Origin of the sequence: Gallaecimonas pentaromativorans (assembly GCF_003751625.1) — a bacterium.
In the GTDB taxonomy this organism is placed as follows: Bacteria; Pseudomonadota; Gammaproteobacteria; order Enterobacterales; family Gallaecimonadaceae; genus Gallaecimonas; species Gallaecimonas pentaromativorans.
Genome location: NZ_RJUL01000017.1, coordinates 1 through 17841 on the forward strand (window position 1 = coordinate 1; position 17841 = coordinate 17841).

A 17841-nucleotide genomic window follows, 5' to 3' on the forward strand; every position below is an offset into this window, starting at 1 on the left:
GTGGCAATTATTGGGCAGGGTTCGTCACTTCATGGAGACCGTTTCACCCTTTCCTGGCAGTGGTCATGGTATCCGCAAGGTGGAGCACAATTAGGATCAGTTATTTAGCGCCCTGCCTTGAACCCGCCGTTAACTGCAAGGTTCAGGCCCATCACAATATTGGGCATAATGGGCCTCAAATTGAAAGCGTCAGGGAAGTCTATGCACCGTCAGTTTGCCGTTATCGGCTTGGGCCAATTTGGCCAGACCATCGCCCTTGAACTCATGCGCCAGGGCCACGAAGTACTGGGCCTGGACAGCGATCAAAAGGTCGTCAACCAGCTCGCACCGCAGCTTACCCAGGCATTGGTAGTCGATGCCACCGACGAAAGCGCCCTAGCCGAGCTGGGCCTTGGCCACTGCGACGCGGTAGTGGTAGCCATCGGCGAAGACATCCAATCCTCCATTCTTTGCACCCTGCATTTAAAAACCCTCAAGGTTAAGCAAGTGTGGGTAAAGGCCCTGAACCCGGCGCACCATAAAATTGTTGCCAAGCTGGGGGCCGACCGGATAGTCCACCCCGAGTATGAAATGGGCCTGCGGGTAGCCCAGAGCCTGAACTACCCGGCGGTGCAGGATTACATCGCCCTTGGCAACGAGAGCTTTATCGTCGAAGTGGAAGCCTCAGAAGCGTTGGACGATAAAACCGTGGCTGACTTGGCCTTGAACGACAACGAGGTGGCGCTGGTGGCCCATAAGCGCGGCACCGATCTCATAAAAACGCCGCCCGATTCGCTGGCCCTTGCCAAAGGCGACATCCTGGTGCTGCTGGGTAAACTGCCCGCCCTGCAAGCCTTGTCGAAAACCCTATGAAACAGTGGCACCAGACCATTCGCCCACGGCAATGGCAAAACCAGAAGAGCCTGGCCGCCAGCCCGCCGATGGTGCTGGCCGGCGGTTTTTTCGTGCTGATCCTGTTGGGGGCAGCGCTGCTGCTGTTGCCCTGGTCGCGGGTTGGGCCACTGTCGGTGGGGGATGCGCTCTTTACCGCCACCTCGGCGGTTACCGTGACCGGCCTTGGAGTGGTGGATACCGCTACCCACTTTACCTATCTGGGCCAAGGGATATTGCTGCTGCTTATCCAGCTTGGCGGCCTGGGGTTTATGACCTTTGGAGTGCTGGTACTGCTTTTGCTCGCCGGGCGGGTCTCGTTCAGCCACCAGTTTTTGGTCAAGGAAAGCCTCAACCAAACCCAGCTAAGTGACGTGATGCGGTTGGTGCGCCACCTAGCCAGGTTCGTACTGATAGCCGAAGGCCTTGGCATTGTGCTGCTGGCGCTGTGCTGGGTGCCGCAGATGGGCTGGCACAAGGGCCTGTGGCATGCGCTCTTCTACACCATTTCGGCCTTTAACAACGCCGGTTTTGCGCTGTCGTCCGACAGCCTCAGCCAGTATGTAGACTCGGGCCCGGTGAACCTCATTATCACCGCCTTGTTCATGACCGGCGGCATCGGCTTTGCGGTGGTGTCGGAACTGGCGCAAAAGCGCAGCTACAACCGCCTGAGCCTGCACTCGCGGGTGATGCTGCTGGGCACCTTGATGCTGGCGCTGGGGGGCATGGCGCTCTTTTTACTGATTGAGTGGCACAACCCCGCCACCCTTGGGCACCTAAGCACCGGCGGCAAGCTATGGGCAGCCTGGTTTCAATCGGTTACCGCCCGCACCGCCGGCTTTAACACCATCGACATGAGCGCCATGACCCCGGCTGCGGTGATGCTGTTTTTGCTGCTGATGCTGATTGGCGCCGGCCCCGGCTCAACCGCCTCCGGTATTAAGGTCACCACCTTTGCGGTATTGCTGGCCGCCACCCGCGCCTTTTTGCTGCGCCGCCCCCAAACCAAGCTTTTGAACCGGGCAGTGCCGGCGGTATCGGTGTTTAAAGCGTTGGCAGTCACCCTGCTAAGCCTGATGCTTATCTTCCTGGCGGTGTTTGTGCTGGCCATCAGCGACCACGACAAACCCTTTTTAGACCTGTGCTTCGAGGTGGTGTCGGCCTTTGGCACAGTGGGGCTGACCCGAGGCATTACCCCTGAGCTCAGCGCCACGGGTAAAGCGGTGATCATGGTGATGATGTTCCTGGGCCGGGTTGGCCCTCTGACCCTGGGTTTTTTGCTGGCCACCCCGAGAGTGCACCGGGTGCGCTATGCCGAGGAGCCGGTGGCCATCGGCTGACAAAAAAGCCCGGCTAAGCCGGGCTTTTTCATACCCCTTCGCGCTGATGGGGTATGAGCCAGTCAAGATCCGGCCCCTTGGGCACCACAGCTGTGGGGTTGATGGTGCGGTGCGAGCCGTAGTAGTGCCCCTTGATGTGGGTGAAATCCACGGTCTCGCTGATGCCGGGGTACTGGTAGAGCTCTTTAACGTACTCAAACAGGTGCGGGAATTCGCTGAGCTTTTGGCGGTTGCACTTAAAGTGGCCGTGGTAGACCGCGTCAAAACGGATAAGGCTGGTAAAGAGCCGCCAGTCCGCCTCGGTCAGGTGCTTGCCCACCAGGTAGCGCTGGCGCGCCAGGCGGTCTTCCAACGCGTCGAGGGTGGCAAAGACATTGTCATAGGCCGCTTCGTAGGCCTCTTGACTGGTGGCAAAACCGGCCTTGTAAACGCCGTTATTGATGTTGTCGTAAACAATGGCGTTGATGTCGTCTATCTCCCCGGCCAGGGCCTCGGGGTAGAAATCACGCTCGTTACCGGTCAGTTCGTTAAAGGCGCTGTTGAACATGCGGATAATTTCCGCCGATTCATTGGAGACGATGCGGTTGCTGTGGGTGTCCCACAACACCGGCACCGTTACCCGCCCCGAGTAGTCGGCCTTGTTGCGGGTGTAGAGCTGGTGCAGGAAGGATTGGTCAAAGAGCGCATCGCCGCTGGAGCCGGTATCTTTATCAAAAGTCCAGCCGTCTTCGAGCATCAGGTAGCTCACCACCGACACCGGAATATGGCTCTCAAGGCCCTTTAACTTGCGAAAAATCAGGGTGCGGTGGGCCCAGGGGCAGGCCAGGGACACATACAGATGATAGCGGCCACTTTCGGCAGCAAAGCCGCCGTCACCGCTGGGGCCGGGGCTGCCGTCTGCGGTTACCCAGTTACGCAGCTGCGCCGCTTCACGCTTGAACTCGCCACCGCTTTTTTGGGTGTCGTACCACTTGTCCTGCCATTGGCCGTTGACCAGAACTCCCATCACTCACCTCCATTCTTTATCTGCCCCAATGGCAACACAGCACAAGCTTAGACGCCACTTTAAAAAAACGAACAAATCCCTTCGCTTAACTGAAAGAAAGCCGCCTGCGGCAAGGTCTTACAAGGGGCTGAAGTGGAAGGTGAGCGATGGCGTTACTTATTCGAGCAGTACTGGTGCTGTTTCTGACCTGGCAGGGGCTCTCTACCCTGATGTCCAAGGGCATGAACCTTAATTTCCTGATGACCAGGGGGCCATTGATGTTCCCTGACTGGCTGCCTATGGGCTGGGCCGGGCTACAACTGCTGCTGGCCATCTGGCTGCTTACCCCGCGATACCGCCAGGCACTTTGGCCGTTGTTGCTGGTGCTAGCCGCGCCGATGCTGGCACTCTTTTGCTACCCGGTGTGGATGCAAAGTAGCGGCGGCTTTCCCGCCATCGGTGCCGGGCAAACCCTTATCAAACAACTGGCGGTATGCGCCCTGCCCCTTTGGCTGCTGGGCTATCGCCAGCAAAGCAAATGGCTGGGCATGGCGGGGCTGGCGCTGGTGTTTGTCTGGCTTGGCGCCATGAATTTTACCCAGGCTCAGGCCACAGATTTGGCGATGCTGGTACAAAGCTCGCCGCTCACCCGCTGGCTGGACACCTTGCTTGGCTCGAAAGGCGTCGCCGCCCTGGCCGGGGTCTGGGATCTGCTGGCCGCCGCCCTATTCCTGATACCCGCCAGCCGCCTTTGGGGCGCCTTTGCCATCAGCCTGGCGCTCCTTATCAAGCTACATTTTCTCGCCACCTTCGATGACGCCCTGATGTACTGCTGGCTCACCGCCACCGGCGCCGACCTACTTAAAAGTGCGCTATTGCTGGTGGTTGCCTGGCTGTGGGTCGGTAGCGTCGACCATACCGAAACACTGAAACTCTGCAATTAAACGGCCGGGTCGTTGCGGCGCCGCGCTCAGTTGATAACACTGAGGCCAGTCACTCCCAAACCACGCTCGCAATAAGGATTTCCCATGACTAGACCCAAGCTCGTGTTCCTGGCCGGTTCCGCCAGGAAAGACTCTCTCAATAAAAAGCTCGCCGCCTATGCCGCCAAAGTCGCTGACCAGCATGGCGCCGACGTTACCCTGGTAGACCTCGCAGACTACCCCATGCCTCTTTATGACGGCGACTTGGAAGCCACTGACGGGATCCCGGCCAATGCCAAGGCGCTGCGCGACCTTTTTGCTGGCCATGACGGCTTTTGTATCGCCTCCCCCGAATACAACTCGGCCTTCAGTCCTTTGCTGAAAAACACCATCGACTGGATGTCCCGCCCCGACGGTGCCGTGCCCGGCCTTGTCGCCTTTCACGGCAAGACCGCGCAGTTGCTGGCCACCAGCCCGGGTGGCCTTGGCGGCCTTCGTGGCCTGGTGATGCTGCGGATGCTGCTGGGTAATATCGGCGTGCTGGTGATGCCTGACCAACTGGCCATCCCCGCCGGCCACGAGGCCTTTGATGCCGACGGCAGCCTTAAAGCGGGCCCCTTCAAAGAGATGTTGGCTGGCCAGCTTTCCCACTTTGTGGCGCGCAGCAAGGCCTGAATTTCAGCCATAAAAAAGGGCTCACCTCGGTGAGCCCTTTTTTGTCTCTTATTTTACTGTTCCAGCGGTTTTTGTTGTTGCGACGTTCCCGCCAGTTGCAAGCCGGGGCAGCTGCTGTACCAGTCATTGGCGTTTTGGTAAAGCTTGGTTTTTACGCCCATGATCCCCAGCAAGGAGTGGAAGATATCGTCCTGGGAGTGGGGCATGTCGGCCCGTTTTTGCAGGCACTGTTCGTCCACTCCCAGTTGCTGCTGCAGGCCGGCGGATAGCCAGGTGATACCGGGAATATGGGTCTGCTGGGGCGGCGCCATCCAGCGCGGCGCGCCGTGCAGGTAGATGCCGTATTCGCCAAGGGACTCGCCGTGGTCAGACAGGTACAGCATGCCGGTGTCATAGCCTTTGACGGTTTTCAAAAAGCCAATCAACTGCGCCAGCACATGGTCGGAGTAGAGAATAGAGTTGTCGTAGGTATTAGTGAGCGCTTCCTGGCTACAATCCTTAGGCTCGTTACTTTTGCAAACGGGCTTGAAACGCTCAAATTCCGGCGGATAACGCTTGTAATAGGCCGGGCCATGGCTGCCCATCATGTGCAGCACAATGAGCACGTCACGAGGCTTAGGCGGTAGCACTTTGTCGAGCTGATAAAGCAGCCCCATATCAAAGCACTCTTTGTTGCAGTTGCCGGGTTGCTCCAGGCTCTCCACCGTTTGGTAGCTCACCCGGGTACAGACATCCTTACAGCCGGAGTTGTTGTCGCGCCAGACCACATCGACCCCGGCTCGAGCCAGGATATCCAGCACGTTGTCACTGTATTTGGATTTCTCTACGTCAAAATTGCTCTGGTTTTCATAAGAGAACATACAAGGCACGGAGATGGCGGTGGCGGTGCCGCAGGACGTCAGCTTGGGAAAGTTCACGACACCGGCCTTGGCCAGTTCAGGGGTGGTATCGTTCCGAGAGCCATTGAGGCCAAAATCATCAGCGCGGGCGGTTTCCCCCACCACCATCACGACCAGCCGTGGCCGCACCGGTTTTTCCAGGGTGGCATCCAGGCCCAGTTGCTGATGCTTGAGCGGTGCGCGGGTCAGGCTGGCTACGTACTTGCTGGTACCCACCATCCAGTTGGCGGGGCTGACGTCATGACGCAGCTCGCGGTAGTTACGCACAGTACCGGCCAGCAGGTCATATTGCATCCAGGGCACGGCAACCGTTGCCACCAACGCTGCCACCAGCCAGATGCCGCGTACACCCAGGCCGCGCAGGCCTTTGGGGTAGGTCAGGGGCAAGCGCCAGAACAACACCAGCAGCGCCACCACCGCCAGGATCACACCAATAAGGGCGGGGCTGACCAGATCGGAGACTTCGGCGGTATCGGTTTCCATGACGTTACGGATCATGTCCTGGTCGATACCAATGCCGTAGCTCCAGGTGAAATAGGTGGCCATGGAAGTGATGAAAAACAGCACCGACACCACAGGTTTAAACAGGGGTTTGAAGGTAAAAAGCATCAGCAGCAGCGTGATGACGCCGGTAACCAGCCAGGACACCACCAGGCCCATGTCGATCCGCTCGGCAATGGGAATGGGCAGCGCGGCAATTTTGCCGTACAGCACCAAGTTACCAACAATAACGATAAGCAGTGCAGACAGCACCGCCCAGGTGAGCGATTTACGGAACATGGCAAGACCCCTGAAAAAACCAAGCCAAGGCTATGCCAGTCAACTTAAGCGCTTCTTAAAAAGCACTTTGCAAAATTTAAGGAAAATTTAAGTTTTTGCGGCAGCAAAAATTCGCCGGAAAAAAGACACGCTAAAAGAGCCCTTTTTATAAGGGGCCTAGCTTATCGAAGCCTTAACAGGCAGCGGCCGAGTGCGGATTTAAGCCACCGCGTAACTTCTGCCCCCAAGCGCCGGAGCAAAAGGTAGAATGGCGTTTTGCCAACGAGAGCTGCCATGACCATCTGGGTTGACGCCGACGCCTGCCCCCGGGTTATCAAGGACATTCTTTTTCGCGCCGCCGAGCGCACCCAAACGCAGGTAATCCTGGTTGCCAACCAGTCATTGGCGGTGCCGCCCGGCAAGTGGGTGCGCAGCATCACCGTGCCCAAGGGCTTTGATATTGCCGACAACCATATCGCCGCCGAGGTGCAAAAAGGCGATTTGGTGGTCACCGCCGACATCCCACTGGCCGCCGAAGTCATGGAAAAAGGCGCCCAGGCTCTTAACCCGCGCGGCGAGCTGTACCGCGACGACACCATCCGCCAGCGCCTTAACATGCGCGATTTTATGGACACCTTGCGTGCCAGCGGCATTCAAACCGGCGGGCCGCCGCCCATCAGCCAGAGCGACCGCCAGGACTTTGCCAACGCCCTGGACCGCTACCTTCAACAGCAAGCTAAACCCTAACCCAACCCCAAGGCGTGGCGCCGCTGGTCAAAAAGCCGCCCGCAGGGCATAGTGAGGTAATGGGGCCATGGCCAGGCCAGCCCCAAGCAACACCGCCTCTAAGACCTTGGGAGTGAAGGATGCCAAAAGCAGATACCCTTCTGGTCAAACAGGGCCGCTACGGTTCTGTCGCTACCATGGCGCCGGTCAGCGCTAATGCCCTTTATCACCGCTACCCCATTATTGCGCCGCGCTACTGGCAAGCCCTTGGCTGGCTGATGAGCCACTACCACCAGCAGTTCCACCCCACCACGCCCCAATGGCCGCATAACTGTATCGACCCCATTTCCTACCACTACAGCAAGCTGCTGGCCTTATCGGACAAGCCCCATGCCGAGCCACGGGAGGCAATGAGCGAACTGGGCTTTAGCTTTATGCTGGGGCCAAGCGCCCAACTGCGTTTGGATTTAGCTGAGCAGGGAGAATCGCGGGCGCCGATGTCTATGGCCAATTGGTATTTCGAGGCGCTGCAAGGCTTTAGCCATAAACTCGATGCCCTTATTCAGGTGGGCAGCGAAGTGGTACTCAAACAAGACGTGACCTTAAAGGCCCTGGACGAAATATTGCTGGCGCTAACCCCGCTGGTGGGCCGGGGTATCAAGAGCCCACACCCCTTTCACGACACCGACTGGGTGGCGGTGCAGGAAAGCGGCATTAAGCTGAGCCACCAGCAGCTTAACGATCGCAGCTACCGGCTGCGCCTCACCAACCAGGAAAAAGACCCCACCCAGCGCCATAAGCTCAATTACTTCCGGCTCAAGTGGCAGCCCCACGGTGGCGACCTCACCTTCTGCCGGCTAAGGCGAAAAGGCGAGGCAGTGCCCAGCATCAGCTTTAACGCCAGCCCCCATTAAAAAAGCCGCCCTGAGGGCGGCTTTTTGGTATCAGCGCAGCTGGCCTCTAAGGACCTTGGCGTACGCCTCCATCAGGCGGCGATGGCCCTGGGTAGGAGTGTCAGGGTCCAGCTTGCCAAGCTCAGGGAAGCGCTCAGTGCCAGCCACCAGGCCCTTGGCCAGGGCCAGTTTGTCGGCGCCGAAGTAGTTCACCAGGCTGGGTTCGAAATCGCTCAGGTCTTTACCTTCCACGGTCAGTTCCAGCACCGCGAAAATGGCGCGGTACAATTGGCGCTCGTCGTCGGTGAGGTGGCCGGAGGCCAGCACCGAGCCCAGTTGCTCGTAGGCTTCTTCTTGCTCGCCAAGTGCCAGCAGCAGCCACAGGCGCAGCTCGCCGATACGCAGGCGCGCCCAAGGGGTGCCCTTGTCGCCAACGATGCCAGCCCATTCCAGTACCCGCAGCTGGTCATTAACGGAGTATTGGTCGAGAGCTTCTAATAGCTCGCGATGGTCTTCCTCGGTGGCGCCGTTCAAATCGAACAGCACCGGGCGAAAATCGAGAGCCTGGTTGTTGTTGTGCCACACCAGCTCGTCGGCCGGGTAGATGTCGGAGAAACCCGGCACCAGGATGCGGCAGGCATAGGCGCCAAGGGCGGTGTGCTCGCTGATATAAACCTGGTGGCCTTCTTCGTGGAGCAGATCGATCAGCGCCTGGCGCTCGAAGGCGTTGTCGTGCTGGTCGTCCCAGTCGGCAAACTCTACGTCGGGCTTGTCGGACAAAAAGCCCCAGCCCACATAGCCGGAACTGTCGATAAAGTGCAGCTCCAGGTTGTGCGGGTCGGTGACCTGCTCCATGTCGGTGGTGGGAGCCGGGAAGCCTTCCAGCTCGTCCAGGGCGCGGCCTTGCAGGAGTTCGGTCAGGGCCCGCTCCAGCGCCACGCCAAATTTGGGGTGGGCACCGAAGGAGGCGTAAACGCCGCCGTCTTTGGGATGCTGCAACACCACGCACATCACCGGGTAGCGGCCGCCCAGGGAGGCGTCCAGAGCGCGGATACCAAAGCCTTCGGCTTGCAGGGCCTTGATGCCAGCGTCGATGTGGGGGTAGCGGTCCAGCACGCTTTGCGGCACCAGCGGCAGGGCGATGTCTTCGACGATGATGCGGTTTTTGATGGCCCGCTCAAAAATCTCGGACAGCCCCTGCACCTGGGCCTCGGCCTGGGTGTTACCGGCGCTCATGCCGTTGGACACAAAGATGTTGCCGATAAGGTTGACCGGCACATAGACGGTTTGGCCGTCGCTTTGGCGCACATAAGGCAGGGCGCAGACGCCTTTGCCGGAGTCGCCGCCGTTGTGGTCGATAAGGTCGGAAAGCTCCAGATCGCCTTCCGGGTCATAGATGGCGCGGCAATGCTCGTCTAAGAGTTCTTCGGGCCACTCACCGTCCACGTCGTACCAACGCTCGTCGCTCTGGTGCACATGGCCAAATTCGTTAAGGGCGCCAGTTAAGCGAAAATCGGCCCACAGATAGCGGGTGGACAGGCGCTCAATCAGCTCGCCATAGGCGGACGCCAAAGAGGCCTCGCGGGTGGCACCTTTGCCGTTGGAGAACACCTGGGGGCAGTCCTTATCGCGGATGTGCACAGACCAGATATAAGGGGCCGGGTTTAACCAGCGGGCTTCTTCGATGGTAAAGCCCAGCGCCTCGATGGCGCCGCCGATACGGGCAATGGAGTCTTCCAGGGCCGCGTCTTTACCGGGAATAAAGGTCTTTTCCATGGGGGTTCTCAACGGGTATTCACAAAGGCCGCGAGTCTAGCACGAGTTTGTGTCACTCGCCCTGCAGCCAGCGATAAAGAGTGCGGCGGGTCACGCCTAAAATATCGGCGGCCTGCACCTTGTTGCCCTGGGTCTTATCGAGCACGTAATGCACGTAATCCTGCTGCACCTTGGAAAGGGGCGGCAACGCCCCCTGGCCGAGGCTGTCAAAGAGGCTTTGGTCGTCACCCGTTGCGGCGCCTTGCAGCCGTGCGGGTAAGTCTGCCGGAGCAATAGCCTCGCCTTCACAAAACACCGCCGCCCGCTCCATGGCATTTTGCAGCTCCCGAACATTACCGGGAAAGTCGTACCCCAAAAGCCGCTGCCAGGCAGCAGGGCTGAGGTGCTGGGCCCGGGTTTTGCCGGCCGCTTGCTGCTGGCCAAGAAAGTGGCGCGCCAGCAGCGCAATATCGTCGCCCCGCTCCCGAAGGGGCGGCACCTTAAGGCTGAAGGTCTCCAGGCGGTAGAACAAATCCTCACGGAAATCCCCCTGGGCCACCCGCAGTTCAAGGTCGCGGTGCGTAGCAGCCAGGATGCGCACATCCACCGCCACTTCTTTGTCGGCGCCCACCGGCCGTAAAGTGCCTTCTTGCAAAACCCGCAGCAGCTTGGCCTGCAAGGCTGGGGGCATTTCGCCTATTTCATCCAGGAGCAAGGTGCCGCCGTCGGCTTCACGCAGCAGCCCCTGGCGGGCCTTGCTGGCCCCGGTGTAGGCGCCAGCGGCGTGGCCGAAAAACTCGCTCTCTAAAAGCTCACCGGGAATACCGGCGCAGTTGACCGCTAAAAAAGGCGCCTGGCGGCGTGGGCTCTGGCGGTGAATGGCCCTTGCCACCAACTCTTTGCCGGTGCCGCTTTCACCGAGAATAAGCACCGGGCCGTCAGCCCTTGCCACCTGCTCGATGTTTTTAAAGAGCCGCTGCATGGCTGGGCTCTCGCCCAACATGCCATGAAAACCGCTGCCGGCCACTTTGGCCCGAAGCTGGCGATGCTCAAGGAGGCGATTGACGGTGAGCAGGCAGTGGTCCATGTCAAAAGGCTTGGTGAGGAAATCATCGACCCCGGCCTTAAGAGCCTGCACCGCCTGGTCGACCGTGCCAAAGGCGGTAATTAGCAGCATTGCCGGGGCCTGGGGCTGGGCCTTGACCTTGGGCAGCAGGCTCATGCCGCTTTGCCCGGGCAGGCGCAGATCGGAGATAACCAGTTCGGCGCTGTTGCCATCAAGCCAGTCGCTGGCTGCCTCGGCGCTACCCAGGGCTGCGACTTGGTAGCCCTCGGCTTCCAGTTCGTCACATAACAGATCGGCCAGGGCCGAATCGTCTTCTACCAGCAAAATTTGCATCAGCACTCCTTGGGAAAATGCAGGGTCAGGCGCAGCCCGCCTTTCGCCGAGGCGGCCAAGGCCAGCTCGCCGCCGTGGTCGGTCATCACGTTTTGGGCAATGGCAAGGCCAAGGCCGGTGCCCTGCCCTTTGGGTTTGGTGGTGAAAAAGGGCTCGAGCAGGGTTTGCGGGTCGGTGTCTGCCGGCAGGCCCGGACCGTCATCCTCGATGATGAGCTGCCAATGGTGCTCGTCCTCTTCAAAGCGGATAGCCAGTTCGTTGCAAGGGGCCTGGCAGGCATTGCGAATAAGGTTTACCAGGGCCAGCTCCAGGCGCGGGCCGTCGGCCAGCAGCCGCTGGCTTTGGGGCACATCCAGCTCAACGTTGGGCATGGCGCCTTGCTGCTCTTCGGCCACCGACAAGAGCGCCGCCTCTAACAGCTCTTTGAGTGGCAAGGGACGAAACTGGGCGCCGCTTCGGCTGAAATCGAGAAGTTGGCGCACGATGCGGGTAAGGCGCCCGACCTGGCTGCGAATGGCAGCCAGCTCTCTTTGAGCTTTAGGTTCGTCGTCAAAACGAGCCAAGCGGCGAGCCCTGCCATCAATAACGTTAAGGGGCGCCCCCAGCTCATGGGCAATGCCGCTGACCAAGCGCCCTAAGGTGGCCATGCGCTGCTGGCGTTCAAGGGAGCGGCTAAGGTGCGCTTCCTGCTCGCGGTGCTCGGCAAGGGCCAGCTCGGCGCCGGCCATGTCATCAAGCATGCGGTTAAAGGCCAGAGCGATGGTTTGAAACTCCGGCGCACCGTTCATGGGCGCCCGTAGCCCTCGCTGCCCGGCGCCTACCGCCGCCATCACCCGGGTGAGGCGCCCGACTTCACGGCCCACCGTTTGGCGATACCCCCACAGCACGATGGTGAGGGTTAAAAGGCCAAGGGCAGCCCAAGCCAACCAGGCCCAGTAGGTTAGCCGCTCCAAATACGCTGAGAAATCGCTGGCCTTGCGGGTTACCTCGACCAGGCCGGTGATTTGGCCGCTGGTGTCGGTGACTGGCACAAAGTGGGAGAACACCCGCCGCCCAGCTTGGCGCTGGTAGGCGTCACGGTCTCGGCCGGTTTCCACCAGATGCAGCGCCAGCGGGTTGTCTTGATTGTCGCGCTTGGCTATGCCAGCGGCGGCGATGCGCTGGCCTTCACGGTCATAGACGGCGGCGCCGTAGATCTGGCCAAGGCTGAACACCGCATCCAGGGTGTGGCGCACCGTGTCCATGTCGCCCTGGTTGATGGCTTCGCCAATGGGCGCCCGAATGGCCCTGGCCACCAGTTTGAGATCGTCCTTTAACTTGCGGGTTTGTTGGTCGCCCAGGTAATGCATGCCAATGCCCACCGAGGCGCCGGTTAGTAACCACAATGGCAAGAACATCAGCAATAGCACCCGCCAGGTTAAGGTCAGGCTGTATCTTTTTGTCACACTCGCTCCCGTTGCCCTGTGACATAAGGACACACCGGGTAGCCGCCAAAGGCCAGCAAAGGCTGGCTTGGGTTCAAACTTTCTTTATTCAAAACAGCAACCTATTGATTTTTTAAGCGGGTTGGCACGGTTCTCGCCTTAGTCAGAGTGAGAATTTAAGCCAACAGGAGATTACTATGCGTAAGTTGACTCTCACCGCCATGCTGACCGCTTCCCTGGCCGCCCTGCCGGCTGCTTCTGTGATGGCTGCCCAGCAGACCCCGGCCCCGAAGGCCCAGCAGCAAGTGAATGTCAGTGACGCCAAGCTCGAGCAGTTTGTGACGGCACAAAAGTCCATTACCAGCATCCGTGACAGTGCCATGGAGAAGCTCAACAAGAGCGAGAACCCGGACCAGGCCCAGCAAATTCAGCAGCAAGCCAACCAAGACATGGTGGAAGCCGTGAAAGACGCGGGGCTTAGCGTTGAGGACTACAACCTTATTGCCAGGGCAGTGCAGACCGACCCGAACATGCGCTCACGGGTGGCCGACATCCAGTAACGACAAACGCCGCATTCGCGGCGTTTTTCATATCAGCTCGATATCCAGCCACACCGGGCGGTGGTCCGATACCGTCACCTGTCGCCCGCCCTCTCCAGCCTCAGGCCAGTACACGCCGCTATCGCGCACCTTAATGCCTCTTTTGGACGGCAGCACATAGTCTGCCCTTAACCCCCAATCGGCGGTCATGGCGCCGTGGCCACGGCGAAGGCCAGCCTGGCTGATAGGAATGTGGCGGCTGTCGATAAGGGAATGACTCAGCAGTTGGTCAATGGCGCCGGGGTGGCTGTCGCCACGGTCTGGGTCGGCGTTGAGATCGCCAAGCACCACAAAGGGCGCCTCGCCCACCAAGCCGCCTTTGACGCCGCTATCGTCCTCAATGTGATCCCCCAACCCCGGCGACAGGTAGTCAGCCCAGAAGCGAATTTCATCGAAGTTGCGTTTTTGGTTGGCCTTTTCAGGCCCGTCAAACACCGGCGGCGTAGGGTGACTTGCCAGCAGATGCAGTGGTTTCCCTTGCACATCTACGCGCAGATCCCAATGGGACTTTGACGACAATCGCAGCATTTCCCACAGTTTTTGCGGATAAAAGTCGGCTTCTCCCAGCATCGGGCGCATACCCCCCGGCATCTTAGCCCAGCGAAAGTGTTGAAAGGTCCGGCAATGGGCTTGCTCGATGGGGTAGCGGCTCAGCAGCGCCATGCCGTATTGGCCTGGGTAGGCACCAAAGCCAAAGCGCTCGCCGGGAAAGCCGGGGATAGGCTGGCCGGTGTTGGACTCGCCCACAAAGTACCAGGGGTATTGCAGCGGATTAGCCCCACTTTCCAGGTAATGGCGGCAAAAGGCCTCGATACCCAAACGCGGCTCGGCTATCCAATCAAACTCGTTTAGCAGCAGGATATCCGGCCTTAAGGCCTTGATGATATTGGCAACCTGTTGAAGCCGAGGGTGGCGCTTGGTGGCAATGGCTTTGGCCAGAGATTCAGGATCAAGAGCTTGATCACTTTTTTTGCAAAAAGCCGATGCTTCTAAAGCGGCATTAAAAGTTGCAATCCTTAACAGCGGGCCGGGCAAATAACCACCTTTGCGTTCACAATAGCAGCACGTTTAGCGAAAATGACGACAAAAGAGCACTAAGACAACGTTTTCTCTGAACCGCTCAACATCGCAATTTGACCATTCATGCTAATGACAGTTCCGTTTCTCTTTTGTTACAGTTGCTCCCCGAAAAGGCAACTGTACATAAAAATGTCAAAAACTCCGTGTACAAACGGAAACCGTTGCACTTTTCTGCAGCAGACAACAACAACGCAAACGTGTTCTAAACCTTCATTTCACAGGATACTGACATGATCAAGGGACTCGTAAAAAGTCGCCTGGCGCTGGCTCTGAGCCTTGCCCTGGGCGCTTCTTCCGTGGCTTACGCGGATGACACCAGCTCATCCATCCGTGGTACCATCACCGGCCCGCAAGGCCAACCCGCCGCTAACACCAAAGTCATCCTGATGCACCAGCCCACCGGCACCGTCACTGAAGTGATGACCAAAGCCGATGGTACCTACAGTGCTACCGGCCTGCGGGTAGGTGGTCCTTACCTGGTTGTGGTTGACTCTGACACCTTCCAAGACGTTCAGCAGGACGGTATTTTTCTGCAGCTGGGTCAGACCCTGCGCCTGAACGAGCAGCTCAAAGCTGAAGGTGACGACACCGAAAAACTGACCGTTTACGGCCAGAAAATCACCTCCAACAAAGGCTCTTCCAGCGTCTTTGGCGAAGATGATATCCAAGGTGCGCCTACTTTTAACCGCGACCTCAAAGAAGTTGCCCGTAACAACCCTTACGCCAACATGCTGCCGGGCGACACCGCTCCGATGAGCTTCGCGGGCTCCAACCCCCGTTACAACTCCATCACTGTTGACGGCGTAGCCATCAACGATGACTTCGGTCTGAACAACAACGGTTACCCGACTCAGCGCTCGCCGATCTCCATCGATGCCATCGAGCAGGTAGCCGTTGAAGTCGCCCCCTTTGACGCCTCTGAAGGCGGCTTTACCGGCGGCCACATCAACGCTGTCACCAAATCCGGTACCAACGAATTCCACGGCTCTCTTGGTTATGAGTACATGAGCGATTCTCTCGCCGGTACTCCCGAGAACCCGGACACCGGCAAAGACGTTCCCCTGGATTTTGAGCGCAAAACTTACAGCGTGACCCTGGGTGGCCCCATCATCAAAGACAAGCTGTTCTTCTTTGGTGCCTATGAAGAGTCCACCGAGCCGTCTCAGGTGAGCTGGGGCCCTAAAGGCTCTGGTGCTGCCAACGAAGCCAACTTTACTGAAGAGCAATTGGCGCAAGTTAGCCAAATTGCCAAAGATGTCTACGGCATCGATATCGGTGGTTGGGATTCAGCTCCGGATACCAAAAACAAAAACTGGTTGATTAAACTGGACTGGAACGTTAACGCCGACCACCGTCTGGCCTTCACTTACAACAAGACCGAAGGCAACGTCATCAACAACCAGACCACCAAAGACACCACCCTGCAGTTGGATACCAACTGGTATAACTACGAGCAGGACATGGATGTTTACAAGCTGCAATGGTACGCAGATTGGACGCCTGACTTCTCCAGTGAGATCTACGCCAGCTACAAGAAAGTTGACTCTATCTCCGGCCTGAAAACCAAGGCTTACGGTGATATCACCATCAAAACCCTTGTGCCGGATCCGAATGATCCGACAAAGACCATTGGTGCGGATTTGAACTTCGGTCCTGACTACAACCGCCACGCCAACGAGCTGAACAACAAAACCTACAAACTGGGTGCCAAGTTCAACTACAGCGTTGGCGACCATCAGCTGAAGTTTGGTGGCGAGTACCAGAAACTGGACGTATTCAATATCTTTGTTCGAAACTCTCTGGGTTCTTATACCTTCGGTACCTCCAAAAATGGTGGTGGTATTGATGCCTTCTTGAACCAACAAGCAGACAGTTTCTATTACGAAAACGCCTACACCAACAACCCGAATGACGCTGCCGCCGACTTCAGCCTGGGTATGGGTAATGCCTATGTGCAAGATACCTGGTACCTCTCCGATAAATGGGAACTGGGTTTGGGTATGCGTTACGAGCGTTACTTCGTAAGCGATAAGCCAACCTTTAACCAGAACTTCTATGACCGTTACGGCTACTCCAACCAGGAAAACCTGGATGGCCTGGATATCTGGCTGCCCCGCGTGTCTCTGACCTGGTACGCAACCGACGACCTGACCGTAAACGGTGGTGTTGGCCGCTTTACCGGTGGCCGCCCCAACGTTTGGCTGTCCAACTCCTTCTCTAACGACGGCTACACCCTGGTGCAGTTTGATCGTAATGAAGTGACTCCGGACCAGTACCTGGACAACGTTACCCTGACCAACATCCCGACTGCGGTAACCGACGCCATGCACGCTGGCGATGGTTCTACCAACAGCATCGACCCCAACTACAAACTGCCCTCTGACTGGGTTGCCCGCATTGCAACCGACTATCGCTTCGATATTCCGTCCGTAGGCAATGACTTCAACTGGCACTTTGAAGTGATGCGTAAGTGGATGACCGATAACAGCGCCTGGAAAGACATTTCCCGCTGCGTATCCGGCCAAACCGCCGCTGGCGTTAACATCTACGAGCCTTGTGACTCTACTGCAGCCAGCGATCACTACGATCTGCAGCTGACCAACGAGAACAAGGACGGCAAGGCCTGGATCATCAGCACCAGCCTGCAAAAAGACTGGGATAGCGGTGTCAGCCTGTACACCTCTTATACCCACCAAAACATCGACGAAGGTAACCCCGGTACCTCTTCTACTGCGACCTCTAACTATCAGTACAACATCGTTAAAGATCGCAACATGGAAGAGATCGGCACTGCTGACTACGAAGTTGAGCACAGCTTTAAAGTGACTCTGGGTTATACCCACGAGTTCTTCCAAGGCTACGCTTCTCGCTTTAACCTGTTCTTCCAGCGCCGCTCTGGTACCCATTACAGCTACACCATGGGTATGTATAAAGACGGTGACTTAGGTGATAACAGCAGCTTCTACAATGCTGGTAGCTACCTGCCGTATATCCCGACTGGCCCGAACGACCCAGCACTGAGCCCAGAGAGTTCGCTCTCTTATGAGCAAATCATGCAGTACGCCGCTAATGCTGGCGTAGGCAGTGGCTTCGTTGGCAAAGGTACCGGCACCAGCCCCTGGGTAACCACCCTGGACTTCCAATTCCAGCAAGAGGTTCCCGGCTTTGCCAAGGGTCAGAAAGGTATCTTCTACTTCACCATCCAGAACCTGGCTAACCTGCTCAACAAGGATTGGGGACAAGTGAAGACCATGCAGTACACCGATGTGACCTTCATCGACTTCGCTGGCCTGGATAGCCAAGGCCGCTACAAGTACGATGCACCGAACTCTGGTTATAACGGCGGCAACTGGGATACCTTCGAAGCCGAAGAATCCACCTGGCGCATCAAAGCCGGTATCAAGTACACCTTCTAATAAAGGCCTGTACCGATACAGCAAAAGCCAGCCTTCGGGCTGGCTTTTTTATGGCTGAAACATATAAAAAACACCGCCAATTGGCGGTGTTTTTCGAT

15 protein-coding genes are annotated in these 17841 nt (G+C 58.0%); 9 read left to right on the plus strand and 6 right to left on the minus strand.

The features are described from left to right. From EDC28_RS20370 to EDC28_RS19635, 3 genes are all read left to right on the plus strand, one after another. A partial coding sequence (locus tag EDC28_RS20370; protein ID WP_244946620.1) for a hypothetical protein occupies window positions 1–94 on the plus strand: 94 nt, incomplete at its 5' end. 107 nt (window positions 95–201) lie between these two features. Then, window positions 202–852 carry a potassium channel family protein gene (locus EDC28_RS19630; protein WP_050660266.1) on the plus strand — a complete coding sequence of 217 codons (651 nt, stop codon included), beginning with the start codon at window positions 202–204 and terminating at the stop codon, window positions 850–852. Beyond that, window positions 849–2210 carry a TrkH family potassium uptake protein gene (locus EDC28_RS19635; RefSeq protein ID WP_123422716.1) on the plus strand — a complete coding sequence of 454 codons (1362 nt, stop codon included), beginning with the start codon at window positions 849–851 and terminating at the stop codon, window positions 2208–2210. The genes EDC28_RS19630 and EDC28_RS19635 overlap by 4 nt, the downstream gene beginning before the upstream one ends. Window positions 2211–2238: 28 nt before the next feature. Here the strand turns inward: EDC28_RS19635 and EDC28_RS19640 are convergent, their stop codons facing one another. After that, window positions 2239–3216: a glutathione S-transferase family protein gene (locus EDC28_RS19640; RefSeq protein ID WP_050660264.1), complete on the minus strand. Its 978-nt coding sequence runs from the start codon at window positions 3214–3216 to the stop codon at window positions 2239–2241. Window positions 3217–3362: 146 nt separating this feature from the next. On the opposite strand from EDC28_RS19640, the gene EDC28_RS19645 reads away from it, so the two are divergent. Together EDC28_RS19645 and EDC28_RS19650 are read left to right on the plus strand one after the other, a co-directional pair. Then, window positions 3363–4139: a preprotein translocase subunit SecD family protein gene (locus EDC28_RS19645; RefSeq protein ID WP_050660263.1), complete on the plus strand. Its 777-nt coding sequence runs from the start codon at window positions 3363–3365 to the stop codon at window positions 4137–4139. An 84-nt stretch (window positions 4140–4223) separates the two neighbouring features. After that, window positions 4224–4793 (plus strand): NADPH-dependent FMN reductase, encoded by a 570-nt coding sequence (locus EDC28_RS19650; RefSeq protein WP_050660262.1) that lies wholly within the window; start codon window positions 4224–4226, stop codon window positions 4791–4793. Between the two features lie 53 nt (window positions 4794–4846). Here EDC28_RS19650 and EDC28_RS19655 read toward each other — a convergent pair whose 3' ends face one another. Further along, window positions 4847–6472 carry a phosphoethanolamine transferase gene (locus tag EDC28_RS19655; protein WP_123422717.1) on the minus strand — a complete coding sequence of 542 codons (1626 nt, stop codon included), beginning with the start codon at window positions 6470–6472 and terminating at the stop codon, window positions 4847–4849. Between the two features lie 273 nt (window positions 6473–6745). On the opposite strand from EDC28_RS19655, the gene EDC28_RS19660 reads away from it, so the two are divergent. Both EDC28_RS19660 and EDC28_RS19665 read left to right on the plus strand, forming a co-directional pair. After that, window positions 6746–7198, plus strand: a complete 453-nt coding sequence (locus tag EDC28_RS19660; RefSeq protein ID WP_050660260.1) for a YaiI/YqxD family protein — start codon at window positions 6746–6748, stop codon at window positions 7196–7198. A gap of 119 nt (window positions 7199–7317) precedes the next feature. Then, window positions 7318–8091 carry a hypothetical protein gene (locus EDC28_RS19665; protein ID WP_123422718.1) on the plus strand — a complete coding sequence of 258 codons (774 nt, stop codon included), beginning with the start codon at window positions 7318–7320 and terminating at the stop codon, window positions 8089–8091. A 30-nt stretch (window positions 8092–8121) separates the two neighbouring features. On the opposite strand, the gene ycaO is transcribed toward EDC28_RS19665, so the two are convergent. The 3 genes from ycaO to EDC28_RS19680 are packed head-to-tail and all read right to left on the minus strand — an operon-like array spanning window position 8122 to window position 12669. After that, on the minus strand, window positions 8122–9846 hold the full coding sequence (gene ycaO / locus EDC28_RS19670) for a 30S ribosomal protein S12 methylthiotransferase accessory factor YcaO (RefSeq protein WP_050660258.1): 1725 nt from the start codon (window positions 9844–9846) through the stop codon (window positions 8122–8124). Window positions 9847–9898: 52 nt separating this feature from the next. Next, window positions 9899–11224: a sigma-54-dependent transcriptional regulator gene (locus EDC28_RS19675; protein ID WP_123422719.1), complete on the minus strand. Its 1326-nt coding sequence runs from the start codon at window positions 11222–11224 to the stop codon at window positions 9899–9901. Beyond that, window positions 11224–12669 carry an ATP-binding protein gene (locus EDC28_RS19680; RefSeq protein ID WP_148049883.1) on the minus strand — a complete coding sequence of 482 codons (1446 nt, stop codon included), beginning with the start codon at window positions 12667–12669 and terminating at the stop codon, window positions 11224–11226. The genes EDC28_RS19675 and EDC28_RS19680 overlap by 1 nt, the downstream gene beginning before the upstream one ends. 176 nt (window positions 12670–12845) lie before the next feature. Between EDC28_RS19680 and EDC28_RS19685 the strand changes: the two genes are divergently transcribed. Then, entirely contained in the window at window positions 12846–13208 is a 363-nt protein-coding gene (locus EDC28_RS19685; protein ID WP_050660255.1) for a DUF4168 domain-containing protein, read from the plus strand. Between the two features lie 27 nt (window positions 13209–13235). On the opposite strand, the gene EDC28_RS19690 is transcribed toward EDC28_RS19685, so the two are convergent. Continuing rightward, a complete protein-coding gene (locus EDC28_RS19690; protein ID WP_123422721.1) occupies window positions 13236–14282 on the minus strand; it encodes an endonuclease/exonuclease/phosphatase family protein in 1047 nt (348 codons plus the stop codon). A gap of 275 nt (window positions 14283–14557) precedes the next feature. Between EDC28_RS19690 and EDC28_RS19695 the strand changes: the two genes are divergently transcribed. Beyond that, window positions 14558–17743 carry a TonB-dependent receptor gene (locus EDC28_RS19695; protein ID WP_123422722.1) on the plus strand — a complete coding sequence of 1062 codons (3186 nt, stop codon included), beginning with the start codon at window positions 14558–14560 and terminating at the stop codon, window positions 17741–17743. Window positions 17744–17841 lie beyond the last annotated feature (98 nt).